This window comes from Modestobacter sp. VKM Ac-2984, from assembly GCF_026967985.1.
Lineage (GTDB): Bacteria > Actinomycetota > Actinomycetes > Mycobacteriales > Geodermatophilaceae > Modestobacter.
In genome coordinates this window covers 15674-32885 of sequence record NZ_JAPVBJ010000004.1, presented here as the reverse complement: position 1 = coordinate 32885, position 17212 = coordinate 15674, and the positions used below count along the sequence as shown (strand labels likewise).

18 protein-coding genes are annotated in these 17212 nt (G+C 74.5%); 6 read left to right on the top strand and 12 right to left on the bottom strand.

Going from position 1 to position 17212, the window contains the following annotated elements; translation table 11 throughout:
* Positions 1-24: 24 nt before the first annotated feature.
* The 7 genes from mtrA to O2W16_RS09900 all read right to left on the bottom strand — a co-directional run bounded on the left by mtrA (position 25) and on the right by O2W16_RS09900 (position 6910).
* Positions 25-732 carry an MtrAB system response regulator MtrA gene (mtrA, locus tag O2W16_RS09930; RefSeq protein ID WP_269158665.1) on the bottom strand — a complete coding sequence of 236 codons (708 nt, stop codon included), beginning with the start codon at positions 730-732 and terminating at the stop codon, positions 25-27.
* Positions 733-848: 116 nt separating this feature from the next.
* Positions 849-2333, bottom strand: coding sequence for an adenosylhomocysteinase (ahcY, locus tag O2W16_RS09925; RefSeq protein ID WP_269158664.1), 1485 nt, complete (start codon positions 2331-2333; stop codon positions 849-851).
* 160 nt (positions 2334-2493) lie between these two features.
* A complete protein-coding gene (gene manA / locus O2W16_RS09920) occupies positions 2494-3741 on the bottom strand; it encodes a mannose-6-phosphate isomerase, class I (RefSeq protein ID WP_269158663.1) in 1248 nt (415 codons plus the stop codon).
* A gap of 4 nt (positions 3742-3745) precedes the next feature.
* Entirely contained in the window at positions 3746-4888 is a 1143-nt protein-coding gene (locus tag O2W16_RS09915; protein WP_269158662.1) for an SIS domain-containing protein, read from the bottom strand.
* Complete coding sequence (locus O2W16_RS09910) at positions 4885-5091, bottom strand: Trm112 family protein (protein WP_269158661.1); 207 nt, start codon at positions 5089-5091, stop codon at positions 4885-4887. The genes O2W16_RS09915 and O2W16_RS09910 overlap by 4 nt, the downstream gene beginning before the upstream one ends.
* Complete coding sequence (locus O2W16_RS09905) at positions 5088-6467, bottom strand: phosphomannomutase/phosphoglucomutase (RefSeq protein ID WP_269158660.1); 1380 nt, start codon at positions 6465-6467, stop codon at positions 5088-5090. Before O2W16_RS09905 ends, O2W16_RS09910 begins: the two co-directional genes overlap by 4 nt.
* Positions 6468-6559: 92 nt before the next feature.
* Positions 6560-6910, bottom strand: a complete 351-nt coding sequence (locus tag O2W16_RS09900; protein ID WP_269158659.1) for a DUF3499 domain-containing protein — start codon at positions 6908-6910, stop codon at positions 6560-6562.
* 185 nt (positions 6911-7095) lie between these two features.
* Here O2W16_RS09900 and O2W16_RS09895 point away from each other — a divergent pair, with 185 nt between their 5' ends.
* Together O2W16_RS09895 and O2W16_RS09890 are read left to right on the top strand one after the other, a co-directional pair.
* On the top strand, positions 7096-7554 hold the full coding sequence (locus O2W16_RS09895) for a metallopeptidase family protein (protein WP_269158658.1): 459 nt from the start codon (positions 7096-7098) through the stop codon (positions 7552-7554).
* Between the two features lie 40 nt (positions 7555-7594).
* Complete coding sequence (locus O2W16_RS09890) at positions 7595-9073, top strand: hypothetical protein (RefSeq protein ID WP_269158657.1); 1479 nt, start codon at positions 7595-7597, stop codon at positions 9071-9073.
* On the opposite strand, the gene O2W16_RS09885 is transcribed toward O2W16_RS09890, so the two are convergent.
* Both O2W16_RS09885 and O2W16_RS09880 read right to left on the bottom strand, forming a co-directional pair.
* The gene (locus O2W16_RS09885) at positions 9048-9911 is read right to left on the bottom strand and encodes a hypothetical protein (RefSeq protein ID WP_269158656.1); all 864 of its coding nucleotides are present in this window, start codon (positions 9909-9911) and stop codon (positions 9048-9050) included. The two genes, O2W16_RS09890 and O2W16_RS09885, sit on opposite strands and share 26 nt — an antisense overlap.
* Before the next feature lie 138 nt (positions 9912-10049).
* Positions 10050-10319 carry a WhiB family transcriptional regulator gene (locus tag O2W16_RS09880; RefSeq protein ID WP_331254102.1) on the bottom strand — a complete coding sequence of 90 codons (270 nt, stop codon included), beginning with the start codon at positions 10317-10319 and terminating at the stop codon, positions 10050-10052.
* A 378-nt stretch (positions 10320-10697) separates the two neighbouring features.
* Here O2W16_RS09880 and cofD point away from each other — a divergent pair, with 378 nt between their 5' ends.
* From cofD to O2W16_RS09865, 3 genes are read left to right on the top strand one after another with little or no spacing between them, the layout of a single operon-like run.
* Positions 10698-11657, top strand: coding sequence for a 2-phospho-L-lactate transferase (gene cofD / locus O2W16_RS09875; RefSeq protein ID WP_269158655.1), 960 nt, complete (start codon positions 10698-10700; stop codon positions 11655-11657).
* Positions 11654-12718: a coenzyme F420-0:L-glutamate ligase gene (locus tag O2W16_RS09870; RefSeq protein WP_269158654.1), complete on the top strand. Its 1065-nt coding sequence runs from the start codon at positions 11654-11656 to the stop codon at positions 12716-12718. The genes cofD and O2W16_RS09870 overlap by 4 nt, the downstream gene beginning before the upstream one ends.
* Before the next feature lie 48 nt (positions 12719-12766).
* Positions 12767-13369: a dTDP-4-dehydrorhamnose 3,5-epimerase family protein gene (locus tag O2W16_RS09865; RefSeq protein WP_269158653.1), complete on the top strand. Its 603-nt coding sequence runs from the start codon at positions 12767-12769 to the stop codon at positions 13367-13369.
* 39 nt (positions 13370-13408) lie between these two features.
* On the opposite strand, the gene rfbD is transcribed toward O2W16_RS09865, so the two are convergent.
* Positions 13409-14305, bottom strand: coding sequence for a dTDP-4-dehydrorhamnose reductase (gene rfbD / locus O2W16_RS09860; RefSeq protein ID WP_269158652.1), 897 nt, complete (start codon positions 14303-14305; stop codon positions 13409-13411).
* A complete protein-coding gene (rfbB, locus tag O2W16_RS09855; RefSeq protein ID WP_269158651.1) occupies positions 14302-15297 on the bottom strand; it encodes a dTDP-glucose 4,6-dehydratase in 996 nt (331 codons plus the stop codon). The genes rfbD and rfbB overlap by 4 nt, the downstream gene beginning before the upstream one ends.
* Before the next feature lie 111 nt (positions 15298-15408).
* Between rfbB and rfbA the strand changes: the two genes are divergently transcribed.
* Positions 15409-16272, top strand: coding sequence for a glucose-1-phosphate thymidylyltransferase RfbA (gene rfbA / locus O2W16_RS09850; RefSeq protein WP_269158650.1), 864 nt, complete (start codon positions 15409-15411; stop codon positions 16270-16272).
* A 6-nt stretch (positions 16273-16278) separates the two neighbouring features.
* Here the strand turns inward: rfbA and O2W16_RS09845 are convergent, their stop codons facing one another.
* On the bottom strand, positions 16279-17211 hold the full coding sequence (locus tag O2W16_RS09845) for a DNA-3-methyladenine glycosylase family protein (protein WP_269158649.1): 933 nt from the start codon (positions 17209-17211) through the stop codon (positions 16279-16281).
* Between the last annotated feature and the right edge of the window lies 1 nt (position 17212).

Sequence of the window (17212 nt, the reverse complement as noted above, 5' to 3'; positions counted from 1 at the left end):
CTCACGACCGGCGGGGGGCCCGGGTCACGGCGGGCCGGCCTTGTAGCCCACCCCGCGGACGGTGAGGACCACCTCGGGCTTCTCGGGGTCGCGCTCCACCTTCGCGCGCAACCGCTGGACGTGCACGTTCACCAGCCGGGTGTCGGCGGCGTGCCGGTAGCCCCAGACCTGTTCGAGCAGCAGCTCACGGGTGAAGACCTGACGGGGCTTGCGGGCGAGGGCCACCAGCAGGTCGAACTCCAGCGGGGTGAGTGCGATCGGCTCGCCGTCCCGGGTGACCTGGTGCGCCGGGACGTCGATCTGCACGTCTCCGATGGCCAGGCTCTCCGCCTGACCGCTCTCCCCGCGGCGCAGCTGTGCCCGCACCCGCGCGACCAGCTCGACCGGCTTGAACGGCTTGGTCACGTAGTCGTCGGCCCCGGCCTCCAGGCCCTGGACGACGTCGATCGTGTCGCCCTTGGCGGTCAGCATCACGATCGGCACCGTGGACTGGGTGCGGATGTCGGCGCAGATCTGCAGGCCGTTGCGGCCCGGCAGCATCAGGTCCAGCAGGACCAGGTCCGGGCGGATCTGCTGGAAGGTCGCCACGGCTCGTGCCCCGTCGGAGACGAACGCCGGATCGTAGCCCTCCCGGCGCAGCACGATGCCCAGCATCTCGGCGAGGGCGGCGTCGTCGTCGACGACGAGGACGCGGCCGCGGCTGGTCCCGGCAGTGGGAGCGGAAGGGGGCACGCACCCATTCTGCGCGACGACGTCCACCCAGCGGTCCGCCCCGCCCGGGGAACTCCCCGGGCGGGGCGGGACGTGCAGCTCAGAGCCGTGCGGTGCGCTCCTGGCGCGGGGTCCGATCAGTAGCGGTAGTGGTCGCTCTTGTACGGGCCCTCGACCGGGACGCCGAGGTAGTCGGCCTGCACCTTGGACAGCGTGGTCAGCTTCACCCCGAGGGCGTCGAGGTGGAGGCGGGCGACGTGCTCGTCGAGCTTCTTGGGGAGCACGGTGACGCCGGGGGTCTTGCCCTCGTAGGCGGCGCGGTTGCCCCACAGCTCGATCTGGGCCAGCGTCTGGTTGGAGAACGACGCGCTCATCACGAAGCTCGGGTGCCCGGTGGCGTTGCCCAGGTTCAGCAGCCGCCCCTCGGAGAGCACGATGATCGTGTGGCCGTCGGCGAACCGCCACTCGTCGACCTGCGGCTTGATCGTCGTCCGCACGACGCCGGGCGTGCGGGCCAGGCCGGCCATGTCGATCTCGTTGTCGAAGTGACCGATGTTGCCGATGATCGCCTGGTGCTTGGTCGAGGCCAGCTGCTCGGCGGAGATGATGTCCTTGTTGCCGGTCGTGGTGATGATGATGTCGGCCTTGCCGATGACCTCGTCCAGCGTGGTCACCTCGTAGCCGTGCATCGCCGCCTGCAGGGCGTTGATCGGGTCGATCTCGGTGACGATGACCCGGGCGCCCTGGCCGCGCAGCGACTCCGCGCAGCCCTTGCCGACGTCGCCGTATCCGCAGACGACGGCGACCTTGCCGCCGATCATCACGTCGGTGGCACGGTTCAGACCGTCGATCAGCGAGTGCCGGCAGCCGTAGAGGTTGTCGAACTTGCTCTTGGTGACCGAGTCGTTGACGTTGATCGCCGGGAAGAGCAGCCGGCCCTCCCGGGCGAGCTCGTACAGCCGCAGCACACCGGTGGTGGTCTCCTCGGTGACGCCCTTGATGGCCGCACCGATGCGGGTCCAGCGCTGGTCGTCCTCGGTCAGGCTGGTGCGCAGCGCGTCCAGGATGACGCCGTACTCCTCGGAGTCGGCCTCGGTGGTGTCCGGGACGACGCCGTCGGCCTCGAAGCGGGTGCCCAGGTGCACCAGCAGCGTGGCGTCGCCGCCGTCGTCCAGCAGCATGTTCGGCCCGATGATCGTGCCGTCGGCGTCGGTGAACTCGAAGAGCCGCTGGGTGCACCACCAGTACTCCGGCAGCGTCTCGCCCTTCCAGGCGAAGACCGGCACGCCGGTGGGCTCCTCGGGGGTGCCCTCGCCGACGACGATCGCCGCGGCCGCGTGGTCCTGGGTGGAGAAGATGTTGCAGCTCACCCAGCGGACGTCGGCGCCGAGGGCGGTCAGCGTCTCGATCAGCACGGCGGTCTGGATGGTCATGTGCAGCGAGCCGGCGATGCGGGCCCCGGCCAGCGGCTGGGCGTCCCCGTACTCGGCGCGCAGCGCCATCAGGCCGGGCATCTCGTGCTCGGCGAGGCTGATCTCCTTGCGGCCGAAGCCGTGCAGGGAGAGGTCGGCGACCTTGAAGTCGCCGTCGGTCAGGGTGCGGGTGCCAGTGCTGGCGGTCATGTCGCTCCAGTGTCCGGCCCTGCCCAGGGTGGGCGGGCTCTGTCGGTCGCTGTGGTCCCCGCAGCTGCGGGGCGAGCGAGCATGCCGAGGCTTCGGCGGGGCTCGTGCCACGGTGGAGCCTACCCGCCGGGGCGGTCGACCCGGCGTCCCCGCGGCCGCGTCAGCGCAGCGCGGTCGTGGCGCGGTACAGCACCGCGGGACCGCGGGCGGTGACCGCCTGCCCGGCCGGCACGAACGCCGACTGCCCCTGCCGCAGCGTCAGGTCGCCGTCCGCGCCGGTGAGCACCGCGACGCCCTCTGCGCAGAGGACCACCTGCGGCCCGGGCGTGGTGAGCACACCGGGGTCGACGTCGACCTGGCACCGGGTGAGGTCGAAGTCGTCGACCGGGACGGGGTAGCGCAGCCCGCCGCGGCCGAGCACCGGGTGGATGACCGGCACCTTGCCGTCGGTGAAGTCGAGGACCTCGATCAGCGCCGCCAGGTCGACGTGCTTGCTGGTCAGCCCGCCGCGCAGCACGTTGTCCGAGCTGGCCATCACCTCCACCCCGGCACCGCTGAGGTAGGCGTGCAGGTTGCCGGCGGGCAGGAAGACCGCCTCACCCGGCGCCAGCGTGAGGTGGTTGCACAGCAGCGAGATGACCACGCCAGGGTCGCCCGGGTACGCCTCGGCGAGGTTCTCCGCCCAGCGGTAGGTGTTGATGAACTCGGGATCGTGCTTGGCGACGAAGCTCGCCGCCTTGTCCGCGACCGCACTGACCAGCGATTCCCGGCGCCGCTCGGACAGCGCGAGCAGCTGGGGGATCGCCGTCCGCAGGCCCCCGTGGGCGAGCGCGGCGACGGTGGGCAGCAGCTCGGTCAGCTGGAGCTTCGCCAGGCAGTGCAGCGACTCCACCAGCGGACGGAAGCCGCAGAGCGCCTCGACCGGCGTGATCGCCAGCAGGATCTCCGGCTTGTGGAAGGGGTCCTTGAAGGTCCGCGTCGGGTCGTCGAGCGGGACGCCGGCGGCCTCCTCCGCCGCGAACCCGACCTCTGCCTGAGCGGTGGTCGGGTGGGCCTGGAGGGAGAGCGGCTGATCCGCCGCGAGGACCTTCATCAGGAAGGGGAGCCGATCACCGAAGCGGTGCCGGGCGTCTGCACCCAGCATCGTCTCCGGCTCCATGGCGATCGCCTTGTCCAGCGGTCGGCCGTCGGAGAGCACGCTCGGCTCCCCCGGGTGCGCGCCCATCCACAGCTCCGCGTGCGGCTGGTCAGCCGGCGACGGCTGCCCGAGCAGGTCCGGGATGACCGTGCGGGATCCCCAGGGGTAATGGCGCACGGCGTTCGTCATCTGCCACATCGCGCCGGACCATACCTCCGGCTGGGCGGTGTCCACGGCCGAACCGCCGACCACGTCCACCGCGTCGTGCACCAGGTCAGGGGTGGAGCGCCCGCTCGTGGTCCAGCGCCAGCGCCAGGTAGACGGCGCTGAAGTCGGCGACGGAGAGCTGCCGGGCGAGCCGGGCCAGCCGGGGCTGCCGCTCCGGCTCGGCGTGCTCGGCCAGCGCGCTGACCGGGACGTTGTGTGCCGCCGCAGTGCGCAGCACCTCCTGCATCGCCTCCTCCGCCGACCGCGGGTCGCGCTCCCCGGCGTCGTGCTCGCCGGCGTCCGCGTCGCGGATGGTGATCAGCCGCAGCCGGCGGCCGGCGTCGTCGGTCCGGTCCCGGAAGAAGTCGTCCTGCCCCTCTTCCGGGGCCAGCAGGCCGCCGAGGACGGTGCACGCAGCGACCCGCTGGTCGGGCAGCCGGAAGCCGGTCACCGGCAGCCCGGCCAGGGTGGCCAGCTGATCGGCGACCCGGCCGGCCGCGGCCCCGGCCAGCGGACCCTCGGCGGCGATGACCGGCAGCGCGTCCAGCAGCTCCAGCGCCAGGGTCTTCGCCGGGTTCACGAAGGACTCACGGGCCGGGCCGCACTCCGCCGCCACCTCGTCCAGCGCCGCGGCCACCAGCTCGGTGTCGGCGGCGTCCTCCGCGACGAGTCCCAGCTCGGCAGCGAGGAGGAGCATGGGCGTGAGCAGCGACCACAGCGCGGTGTGCTGCACCCGGGAGGCCGGGAGCGGCACGTAGGGCGCCCGGGCGCTGGCGCACGCACCGTGCAGCGGGGCGCCCTCGGCGCCGATGCCGACCAGCACGACGCCACGGCGCGCGGCCTCGTAGGCCGGGGTGACGGCGTACCGGCCGGCGCCGGTCCGGGTGGCCACCACCGCGATGTCCGAGGGGCCCATCCAGACCGGCAGGTCCGGGCCCGGGACGACGTCCACGGTCACCGGGCTGGCCGGCCCGAGCAGCGCCCGCAGCACCGCCGCGGCGACCGCCCCCTCGCGCCGCCCGACGATCACGAGCCCACGCGGACGGCCACCCGAGGTCGCCCGCTGCAGCCCGGCCTCCCGCGTCAGCTGCGTCGTCTCCCGGACCTGGGCCCCGGCACCCGCGACCGCCGGCAACAGCCCCCGGGGGTCGCGGGCACGCAGCAGCTCGAGGTCGTCGAGGACCTCCTCGGCGAGCTCGGGCGAGGTCATGAGCTGCGCTGCCGGGCCTCGTCGAGCAGCAGCACCGGGATGCCGTCGCGCACCGGGAAGGCCCGGGAGCAGGTCGGGCAGACCAGCTCGCTCGCCTCGACGTCGACGGTGAGCGGCGTGTGGTGCGTGTCCGGGCAGGCGAGGATCGCGAGCAGCTCCGGGTCGATGCCCAGCGTCCCGCCGCCGGCGGCCGGGCCGCTCATGCGCGGACCACCTCGAGCACCTCGTCGCGCACCTGCGCCATGCGGGCTGCGTCGGGGGCCTCGACGTTCAACCGGAGCAGGGGCTCGGTGTTGCTGGCCCGCAGGTTGAACCACGCGCCGTCGGGCAGGGAGACGGTCAGGCCGTCGAGCTCGTCGAAGGTCACCCCGTCCTGCTCGCCGTAGACCTCGCGGACGGCGGCCACCCGGCCGGCCTGGTCGGCGACCGTGGAGTTGATCTCGCCCGAGGCCACGTAGCGCTCGTACTCGGCGGTCAGCTCCGACAGCGGGCGGGACTGCTCGCCGAGCGCGGCCAGCACGTGCATCGCGGCGAGCATGCCGGTGTCGGCCCGCCAGAAGTCGCGGAAGTAGTAGTGCGCGGAGTGCTCACCGCCGAAGACGGCGTCGGTGCGGGCCATCTCCGCCTTGATGAAGGAGTGCCCGACCCTGGTGCGCACCGGCTCCCCGCCGTGCTCGCGGACGATCTCCGGCACCGCCCGGGAGGTGATCAGGTTGTGGATGATCACCGTCCCGGTGCCCTTGGCGAGCTCCCGGACGGCGACCAGCCCGGTGATCGCCGAGGGGCTCACCGGCTCACCGCGCTCGTCGATGATGAAGCAGCGGTCGGCGTCCCCGTCGAAGGCCAGGCCGATGTCGGCGCCGTGCTCGCGCACCCCCGCCTGCAGGTCGACCAGGTTCGCCGGGTCCAGCGGGTTCGCCTCGTGGTTGGGGAAGGACCCGTCGAGCTCGAAGTACATCGGCACGATCTCCAGCGGCAGGCCGGAGAGCACCACCGGGACGGTGTGCCCGCCCATCCCGTTGCCGGCGTCGACGACGACCTTCAGCGGCCGGATGCCGGAGAGGTCGACCAGGCCCCGCAGGTAGGCGGCGTACTCGACGGCGACGTCCCGAGCACTGACCGTGCCCGGGCCGCCCGGGTCGCGGTCGAACACGGTCGCCCCGTCCAGCAGCTGCTCGGCCCACTCGCGGATCTGGACCAGCCCGGACTCCTGGCCGATCGGCGCGGCGCCGGACCGGCACAGCTTGATGCCGTTGTACTGCGCCGGGTTGTGGCTGGCGGTGAACATCGCACCCGGCATCTCCAGTGAGCCGGCGGCGAAGTACAGCATGTCCGTGGAGCCCAGCCCGGCCTCGACGACGTCGAGCCCGCGGGACAGCACGCCCTCGGCGAAGGCCCGGGACAGCGGGATCGAGGAGTCGCGCATGTCGTGGGCGGTGACGACCGCGGTCGCCCCCGTCTCCTGGTGCACGAACTCGGCGAAGGCGGTCCCGATGGCGCGGGCGACGGTCTCGTCCCACTGGTCAGGGACGACCCCGCGCACGTCGTAGGCCTTGATGATCGATGTCAGGTCCGGCAACGCAGCTCATCCTCGCAGTCGGTGACCGCGGCCCGAGTGACCGACGGCGGGTCGACCCTAACGGCGCAGTGGGCGCCGGGCGCCCCAGCGTCTCAGGGGAGGTTGGGGAGGACGCGCAGGTGGCCGCGGCGGGTGCCGCTGCCGTCGTCGGCCGGGTCGCGCGGCGGCTCCGGGCGGGCTGCCTCGCGCACCGCATCGGCCAGCGCCAGCAGGTCGTCACCGGTCGGGCCGAGGTCGTCGGCGTCGATCTCGTGCCGGACGACCTCCCAGCCCCGGGGCACCGTGAGCCGCTCGGCGTGGAACTCGCACAGGTCGTAGCTGTGCGGCTCGGAGTAGGTCGCCAACGGGCCGACGACGGCCGTGGACTCCGCGTACACGTAGGTCAGCGTGGCCGCCGCCGGTTGTGCGCAGCCGCTGCGCGAACAGCGACGTGACTGCCTCACCACCGGTTCCTCACGCCGGGCACACTATCCGGGCCGACGCCGTCTGGGGAGGAGGCACACCGGATCACGCACGTCCACCCCCACCTCTCCGTCCTGGCCCACCCGACCCAGCCGTCCCTGGCCGGGCGTCCCCGGCCGATCGCTGGCACCGCCGCGGTCCGGTGAGGCCGTAGGCTCCTGCCGCGATGGACCGCCTCCCTTCCCGCGCCCGGCGCGACCGCCATGGCCGCGGCCTGCGCGGTCGTCTCGTGCCGCCGACGGTGCCGCTGTCCCGCAGCCGCGCCGAGCAGTTCGACGACCTGGTCCTGGACGCGGTCGAGGACCTCGAGCGCCGCTGGGAACGTGAGCTGGCCGGCGTCGAGTTCGCCGTCGAGGACGTGCCCTGGGTGGACCACACCAGCCCCGACGACGTGGTGCTGGACGCCGACGTGCTGGAGGACGGCAGCGTCCCGCTGGCTCGCGTGCTGCCCGCGCACCGGGAGGGCGGGCACGAGCACCCGGCCCGGATCGTGGTCTACCGCCGTCCGCTGGAGATCCGGGCCGCCGACCGCGACGACCTCGCCGACCTGGTGCGGGACGTCGTCGTCGACCAGGTGGCGGTGCTGCTGGGACGGGACCCCGAGGAGATCGACCCCGCCGGTTGAACGGGTCGCAGCCGACCCCTTTGCCATGCTGGGCGCCGAGATGAGCACAGCTGACCAGAGCCGGCCCGGACGGCGGGCAGCCGTGACCGGGCTGGTCGCCTTCCTCGCCGTCCTCGCCGCCGGCCTGGTGCTGCTGGCCTTCCAGCCCCGGACGACGACGGCCACCGCGACCCTGACCGTGACCCCCCGCACCGAGGCCGGCGCCGGTGCCGCCCTGCTGCTGGCCGACCGGTACGCCGCGCTCGCCGGGTCGGCCGAGGTCCTGGCTGCGGCGCAGGCCGACGCGCCGGCGCTGGCCGAGGTGCCGCTGGCCGAGCTCGCGGAGGGCACCGCTGCCGACCGCGCCCCCGGCACCGCCACCGTCGCGGTCCGGGTGACGCTGCCCGACCGGGACGCGGCGGTGGCCGCCGCCGACGCCGTGGTGGACCGGCTGGTCGCGGTCGGCGCCGCCGAGGACCTCGTGGACGTCGACCCCGGCCGGGAGGCCTCGCCGACCGGCGCATCCGGGTCGCCGGCCGGGGCCCGGTGGGTGGTCGTCGCGGTGCTGCTGGCCCTGGCCGCCGGGCTGTGCGCCGGGCTGGCGTCGACCCTCCTGACCGGGAGGCGCGCTGCCGGTCCGGCGGCCCGCGACGCCGGTCACCGCGGGACCGACGTCGAGGAGCTCGACGACCTGCCCGGCTTCCGGGACACCCCGCCCGGCACTGCCACCGCCCGGCCGGCGGCAGTGCAGCCACGGACCACCGGCGCGGGCGCCACGGCGACCGCGGTCCGGACACCCGGCGGCACGCTGTCGCGCACGGTCCTGTCCGCCACCACCCTGACGGCGGCGTCCCTGCTGGTCCTCGCCGCCGTGGCCGTGGGTGCACCCACGAACCGGCCCGGGGACGTCGGCCTGGACGCCACCGCGGCGGACGGCGCCGTCACCGGGACGACGGCAGCTGCACCCGCCCCGCCCGCTCCCGCCACACCGACCCCGGAGAGCGAGTCAACCGATGCCGCAGTCCAGCCCGAGGCGGGCGCCCTGGCGCTGTCCTCCGTCCCGCTGGGCACCGACGGCGTCGCGGCGACGGCGACCTTCGGCGGGGTGGTGCTGGAGGAGCGGGCCGTGGGGCTGACCGTCACCTACCCCAGCGTCAGCCTCACCACCGACGGCCGACGCGCCCTGGCGCACGTCCGGCTGCCCACGTACAACTGCCTGACCGCCGAGCCGCCTGCCGACCCGGTGGCCGCCGGCTGCGCCCGGTCGATCACCGAGTACGCCGACCTGGCCAGCCCGGCGCTCCAGGTCACCCGCGACGGCGACCGCATCGAGCTGAGCGGCCTCTTCCCGACCTACACGCGCCCGAACGGCAGCGCGCCCAGCTACACCGGCAGGGCCTACCAGCTGGCCGCCTCGATCGCGCCCGACGGCCCGCGCCGGGAGGGCACCACCCCGGCGGCCGGCGTCGTCCGGATCGGGCTGGACAGCGCGGCCACCGCACCCGACCGCGGGGTCACCCGGCTGCAGCACCCCGGCTGACCGCGCCCCGGCGGCCCAGCTGGGCGAGGCCGGCGACGGCGGTGAGCGTGCCCGCAGGGGCGCCGAGCTCGCGGCGGAGCCCGCCGACGTCACTCGTCCCCCACCACGGCCAGCGCTCCTCCCCGGCGGTGCCGCGGTCGAGCAGGGTGAGCAGCAGGGCGCTCGGCCCGTCGTCCGCCGGGACGACGGCGACCTCCAGCTCACCGGTCGCGGCGTGCAGCCGGGCCGCGGCACGCACGAAGTCCCGCTGCGCGGCGGGGAGCTGCGCCAGCACGGCCGGCAGCCAGCGCTCGACCTCGGCCGGGTCCCGGCTGCGGACGACGTCGGCGACGGTGTCCAGCTCGTCGACCAGGCGCCGGCTGCGCGCGGTGGCCAGCTGGGCGTCGGGCAGCCCGGCAGCGAGGTACCGCACCGTCGGGTCACCGAGCGGGAGCCCGGTCAGCCGGAGGGTCCACGGGCCCCGGACCCGGTCCAGCAGGCCGATCACCCCGGCGGCGAGCCGTGCGGCGACCTCGTCGTCCCGGGCCGGCAGCCGGGACTGGGGTCGTCCCGGGGGCAGCGGGCCGGGTTCGGCACCCAGCAGGGTGACCACGGTGCCGACGCCGCGACGCCGGAAGGACAGCAGGGCCACCCCGACAGGAGGGCTCTCCGCGTCCTGCCCGACCAGCACCGCCCGAGGACGGACCCGACCCAGCGGGCGGCCGGCCTGCGTGTTCAGCGCAGCGGTGAGCCACGGTGGGCGGGCGGGGAGGGGGGCGGCGACCCCGGTCAGGAGGGGTGCGGCGGCGCGGACCTCACGGACGACGGCGGCGCGGCCGTCGGCGACCCGGGTGTGCACGGGCCCAGTCGACCACACGGGTCGACCACACGGGCGAGGGTCCGTGGGGACGGAGCGTGGAGCACTCGGTGACGAGCATCGTCGGCGCGTCGTTGCGCCGACCGTGCGGGAGGGGTGTGGGGAGGTGCGGGGTCGTCGTCAGCCGGCCTGGCGACGCAGGCGGCGGCGCTCACGCTCGGAGAGCCCGCCCCAGATGCCGAAGCGCTCGTCCATGGTGAGGGCGTACTCCAGGCACTCGGCGCGGACCTCGCAGCCGGTGCAGATCTTCTTCGCCTCGCGGGTGGAGCCGCCCTTCTCCGGGAAGAACGCCTCCGGGTCGGTCTCGGCGCACAGCGCGCGCTCCTGCCAGCTCTGCTCCTCGGCGTCCACGCCCGGGAGCCCGGCGTCGAAGACGTCCGCCCTCCCCAGCACGTCCCGCCCGGAGGAGGCCGGGGTGGGGCCTGCCGCAGAGCTCTCGTGCTCGATCAACCACGACACCTCGACTATCACGTTGCGTCCCCTCTCGCTGCGTCCCGGTGCGTGCTGCTGGGCGGATCCCAGTCGCCAGCACCTGATGACGACATCGGAATTACACGCGTGTCGTTGAGTCGAGGTCAAGTCGGGCCGGTGTAACGCAGCACCACACGGACCACACAGGTCACACCTCGTTCGGGAGTGGTCACAGCCCACCCGGACACGCCGGGGTCTGCCACACCATCTGCCAGCGAGACCGGGCGGTTTCGTGTAGATCGTCTGGGGCGGACCCGGGTCCGCCGTGGAGTTCTGCCGATCAGGCACGATGGTCGGGTGCACATCGTCGTACTCGCCGGCGGCGTCGGCGGCGCCCGCTTCCTCCGCGGCCTCCTCGCGGCGGCTCCCGACGCCGAGGTGACCGCCGTGGTCAACACCGGCGACGACGTGACCCTGCACGGGCTGCGGATCTGCCCCGATCTGGACACCGTGATGTACACGCTGGGTGACGGGATCGACGAGGACCGTGGTTGGGGTCGCCGGGGCGAGAGCTGGACGGTGAAGGACGAACTGGCCGCCTACGGTGCGGAACCGACCTGGTTCGGCCTCGGCGACCGGGACATCGCGACCCACCTGGTCCGCACCCGCATGCTCGACGCCGGTTACCCGCTCTCCGACGTCACCGCCGCGCTCGCGCAGCGCTGGCAGCCGGGGGTGCGGCTGCTGCCGATGAGCGACCAGCGGGTCGAGACGCACGTCGTGGTGGACGACCCCGAGACCGGCCGCCCGCGCGCCATCCACTTCCAGGAATGGTGGATCCGGCACCGGGCCGCCCTGGCCGCCAGCAGCTTCGTCCAGGTCGGGGTGGACGACGCCCGTCCCGGCCCCGGCGTCGTCGAGGCCCTCCGCACCGCCGACGCGGTGGTCTTCGCGCCGTCCAACCCGGTCGTCTCGATCGGCACCGTGCTCGGGGTGCCCGGCATCCGCGACGCGGTCCGCGCCGCCACCGGCCGGGTGGTCGGCATCTCCCCCATCGTCGACGGCGCCGCGCTGCGCGGCATGGCCGACCGCTGCCTGCCCGTGGTCGGCGTCGAGGTCAGCGCGGAGGGCGTCGGCCGGCACTACGGCGCCCGGTCCGCCGGCGGCCTGCTGGACGCCTGGCTGGTGCACACCGGCGACCAGGCCACCGTGCCCGGCGTCGACGTGCGCGCCGTCCCGTTGCTGATGAGCTCACCGGAGGCGACACAGGCGCTGGCCCAGGCCGCGCTGGACGCAGCCGGAGCAGGGCCCCGGTGACCGCACCACCGGCGGGCATCTCGGTGCTGCCGGTGGCCGGGCTGCCCGAGTTCTGCCCCGGCGACGACCTCGCCGGCGCCGTGGCCGCCGCTGCCCCCTGGCTGAGCGACGACGACGTCCTGGTGGTCACCTCGAAGGTCGTGTCCAAGGTCGAGGGCAATCTGGTGTCGGTCCCGCCGGGCACCGACCGGGAGAGCGCCCGCCAGCAGGCCATCACCGCCGAGACGGTGCGGGTGGTCGCCCGCCGAGGGCCGCTGAAGATCGTCGAGACCCGGCACGGCTGGGTGGTGGCCGCCGCCGGCATCGACGCCTCCAACGTCGCCTCCGACGCCCTGGTGCTGCTGCCGGAGGACGCCGACGCCTCGGCCGGGCGGCTGCGTGACCGGCTGCACGAGCTGCTCGGGGTGACCGTGGCCGTCGTGGTCAGCGACACCTTCGGCCGGCCCTGGCGGGACGGGGTCACCGACGTGGCGATCGGGGCGGCGGGGCTGCCCGCCCTGGTCGACCACCGCGGGGCCGTCGACTCGCACGGCAACCGACTGGAGACCACCCAGGTCGCGGTGGTCGACGAGCTGGCCGCCGCCGGTGACCTGGTCAAGGGCAAGCTCGGCGGCGTCCCGGTGGCGGTGGTCCGCGGCCTCCGGTTCCGGCCGCCGACGCCGGACGAGGGCACCCGTCCGCTGGTCCGGCTCGGCGCCGGCGACCTGTTCCCCACGGGCACCCGGGACCTGGTCGGCAGCCGCGCCAGCTCCGCCTCCCTCGCCCACCGGGACGGCGCCCTGCTCGCGGTCACCGAGGCGTTCCGGACCGCCGTGGCGGCGCTCCCGGAGTTCCCGGTGGTCTTCCGCTACGGCAGCGAGGAGGGGGACGACGGCGACGTCGTCGACGTCCACCTGGCCGACCCGATCACCCCGGTCACCTCGCTGGCCCTCGGCGCGGTCGTCGGCGCGGCGCTGGTCCAGCTGCAGGCCGAGGGCTGGGCGACCCGGTGGGAGCCGGCCGCGACCTTCGGCGGTGCGTCGCTGGCCGGCCGGATGTGGCTGGGGGGAACTCCCACCTGAGGGGGAGACCCGGTGCCCGCCTGTGACGGCGGTCGTTAGCGTCGACCCGTGCAGATCCGTGAACTCGCCGTCCCCGACGCCTACGCGCTGGACCTGGTCCCACACGGCGACGCCCGCGGCCGGTTCACCGAGTGGTTCCGCGCCGACGTGCTCGCCGAGGCGATCGGCCCGGGCTTCCGGATCGCCCAGGCCAACCACAGCGTCTCCGCCCGCGGCGCGCTGCGGGGCGTGCACTTCGCCTCGGTGCCGCCCGGCCAGGCCAAGTACGTCTACTGCCCGGCCGGGAAGGTGCTCGACATCGTGGTCGACCTGCGGGTCGGCTCGCCGACCTTCGGCGTGCACGACTCGGTGCTGCTGGACAGCGAGCAGCCGCGCGCGGTCTACCTGGCCGAGGGCCTGGGGCACGCGTTCGTCTCCCTCGCCGACGCCAGCTCGGTCACCTACCTGGTGTCCACCGGCTACTCCCCCGGCCGGGAGTTCGGCGTGCACCCGATGGACCCCGAGCTGGACCTGCCCTGGCCGACCGACGTCGACTTCGAGCTGTCGGCCAAGGACCTCGCCGCCCCCACCCTCGCCGCAGCCCGTGAGCAGGGTCTGCTGCCCACCATGGCCCAGTGCGAGGCTCGGTACGCGGAGCTGCGCGGCAGCTGACCCCTCGGGGCCGGGGGCGTGGCTCCGACCCCACCCGGGTCAGCTGCGGAGGGCGCCGAGCCGGTCGACGCAGGAGCGCACGGAGGTCGCCCAGGGCGGCAGCGGCGTCAGCCCGGCCGCCACCCAGGCGGCGGGGTCCAGCACGCTGTAGGCAGGGCGCACCGCCCGGCTGGGGAACGCGTCGGTCGTGGTCGGCTGCACCCGCCCCGGATCCGCGCCGGCGAGCTCGAAGACCAACCGGGCGAGCCCGAACCAGGTGGTCGCGCCGCCGTTCGTGGCGTGCAGCAGGCCGCGGGCCGGCGCCAGCGCCACCTCGACCAGCCCGCGGGCGAGGTCGGCCGACCAGGTCGGGCTGCCGGTCTGGTCGTCGACGACGGACACGGTGTCCCGCTCGCGTTCGAGCCGGAGCATGGTGCGCACGAAGTTGCTGCCGTGCGCGGCGTGCACCCAGGAGGTCCGGACGACGACGGCGTCGTCGTCCACCGCCGCGATCGCCCGCTCCCCGGCCAGCTTCGTCCGGCCGTAGGCGGTCCGCGGTGCGGGCTCGTCGTCGACCCGGTAAGGCGTGCTGGCCGTGCCGGCGAAGACGTAGTCGGTGGAGACGTGCACCAGCCGGCCCGCTCCAGCCAGCTCCTCGGCCAGCCAGCCGGGGGCGGCCCCGTTGACCAGCAGCGCGGTCGCCTCGTCGTCCTCGGCCGCGTCCACCGCCGTGTAGGCGGCGGCGTTGACCACCACCGGCCGCGCACCGGCCGTCCGGGCCAGGTCCAGCCACCCGCGGACCCGCGCGCGCACCTGGGCCTCGTCGGTGAGGTCCAGCTCGGCCCGGCCGAGCGCGGTCACGGTGTCGTCCGGACGGTCCGCCGCCAGCACCGCCTGCAGGTCGGTGCCCAGCTGCCCACCCGCGCCGGTGACCAGCCAGGAGGTCGGAGCGGTCACGAGCGGGCGGTCGCCGCGGCGGCCTTGAGCGGCTCCCACCACGCCCGGTTGTCCCGGTACCACTGGACGGTCAGTGCGAGACCGTCCTCGAAGCTCATGCGCGGGGCGTAGCCGAGCGCAGCGGTCTTGGAGTGGTCGACGGAGTACCGCAGGTCGTGACCGCCGCCGCGCGGGTCGACGATGTTCTCCACGTGGCTCCAGTCGCGGCCGGTGGCCGCCAGCAGCTGCTCGGTGAGCTCCTTGTTGGACAGCTCCCGCCCACCGCCGATGTTGTAGAACTCCCCCGGCCGGCCCTTCTCCAGCACCAGCTGGATCCCCCGGCAGTGGTCGTCGACGAACAGCCAGTCGCGCACGTTGGCGCCCTCCCCGTAGAGCGGCACCGTGAGCCCGTCCAGCAGGTTGGTGACGAACAGCGGGATGACCTTCTCCGGGAAGTGGTAAGGCCCGTAGTTGTTGCTGCACCGGGTGATCGAGACGTCCAGCCCGTAGGTCTTGGCGTAGGCCCGGGCGATCAGGTCGCTGCCCGCCTTCGCCGCCGAGTACGGCGAGTTGGGCTCGAGCAGGTGGTCCTCGGTCCACGAGCCCTCGTCGATCGAGCCGTAGACCTCGTCGGTGGAGACGTGCACGATCCGGCGGACGCCGTGCCGGAGCGCGGCGTCGAACACCTGCTGGGCGCCCAGCACGTTGGTCAGCACGAAGCCGGCGGCACCGGTGATCGAGCGGTCGACGTGGGACTCCGCGGCGAAGTGGACCACCATGTCGTGCCCGGGCAGGGCGGCGTCCAGGTCCGCGGCGAGGCAGATGTCGCCCCGCACGAACCGGTAGCGCGGGCTGTCGGAGACCGGGGCGAGGTTGGCCAGGTTGCCGGCGTAGGTGAGCTTGTCGAAGACCGTGACCTCGGCGTCCTCGAAGCCCGGGTACCCGCCGGAGAGCATGGTGCGCACGTAGTGCGAACCGATGAAGCCGGCACCGCCGGTGACGAAGACGCGCATGCCCGAGACGCTAGGCGACGCCGGCGGACGGTGGGGCGTGCCACGGCGCACCTCATCCACCGGGGTGAGCGGCACTCCCACTCCACGGCGCCCGACACCTAAGGTCGCCGGGTGCGCGGGATCATCCTCGCCGGTGGAACCGGCAGCCGACTGTGGCCCATCACCCTCGGCGTGAGCAAGCAGCTCATGCCCGTCTACGACAAGCCGATGATCTACTACCCGCTCTCCACGCTGATGATGGCCGGGATCCGCGAGGTCCTGGTCATCACCACCCCGGAGGACCGCGACTCCTTCGCCCGGTTGCTCGGTGACGGCACCCGGCTGGGCATGCGGATCGAGTACGCGGTGCAGCCCCGGCCCGAGGGGCTCGCGCAGGCGTTCCTCATCGGCGCGGAGTTCCTCGACGGCCAGGCGGCCGCCCTGGTGCTGGGCGACAACATCTTCTACGGCGCCGGCCTGGGCACCGCCCTGTCCCGGCTGCCTGAGCCCGACGGTGGGCACGTCTTCGCGTACCACGTCGCCGAGCCGGCGGCCTACGGCGTCGTGGAGTTCGACGACGCCGGCCGAGTGCTCTCCATCGAGGAGAAGCCGGCGGTGCCCAAGAGCTCCTACGCCGTCCCGGGGCTGTACTTCTTCGGCCCGGACGTCGTCGAGGTCGCCCGCGGCATCACCCCGAGCGCCCGGGGCGAGCTGGAGATCACCGCCGTCAACGAGCACTACCTGCGGCAGGGCCGGCTCACCGTCACCGTGCTGGACCGTGGGACCGCCTGGCTGGACACCGGCACCTTCGCCTCGCTGCGTCAGGCGACCGAGTTCGTCTCGGTGGTCGAGGAGCGGCAGGGGCTGAAGATCGGCTGCATCGAGGAGGTCGCCTGGCGCAACGGCTGGCTGGAGGACGCGGGGCTCCGCGCCGCGGCCGAGCCGCTGGCCAAGAGCGGCTACGGCGACTACCTGCTGGGCCTGCTCGGCGGCTGACCGGACTCAGATCGAGCGGTACTGGGTGGGGGCCATCCGGGGGCCCCGCTTGGGAGGCATGCTGCCGCCGATCTCCAGCAGCCGGACGACGCGCTGCCGGTGCCCGCGCCAGGGCTCCAGCAGCTCGAGCATCCCGGCGTCGTCGGTCTTCCGGCCGGCCAGCGACCAGCCCACCAGGTTCTTCAGGTGGTAGTCACCGACGCTGACCGAGTCCGGGCAGCCCACGGCGCGCTGGGCCACCTCGGCCGCGGTCCAGCCGCCGATGCCCGGCACCGACTGCAACCGGCGGCGCAGGTCCTCGCAGTCGTCGTGGACGCTGGCCTCCAGCCGGGACGCGACCGAGGCGACCGCCCGCAGCGACCGGCGGCGGGCGCCGTCCAGCCCGCAGCCGTGCCACTGCCAGTCGGTGACCGCGAGCACCCGCTCGGCCGAGGGCACCACCCGCATCCCCGCCGGCGCCGGGCCGGGCGCCGGCTCACCGGCCAGCCGCAGCAGCTCCCGCCAGGTGCGGTGCGCCTCGATGCCGGTCACCTTCTGCTCCAGGACGGCGGGCACCAGGGCGTCCCACACCCGCCCGGTGCTGCCCAGCCGCAGCCACGGCGCCCCGTGGTGCAACCGGGTGACGAGCGGGTGCCGGGTCGGGTCGAAGTCCTCCGGCCGGTCGTCGGCACCCAGCCAGCGGGGCGCGCGCCGACCCGCCCACGCTGCGCCTGGTCCCCAGGCCTGCACCCGGATGGCCGACGCCCCTCCGGTCAGCCGCACGGTGGCCGGGCCGTCGGGGGTGGTCGTCGTCCGCCAGACGCCGTCCTCGGCGTAGCGCAGCGTCGGGTCGCCGGTGCCCCGGCGGTCCCGGGACAGCGTCCGGCGCACGTCCAGCGGCCAGTCCGGCGTCCAGACCTGGTCGTGCGCCGGTGCCTCGACGACCGACAGCTCCCCCACT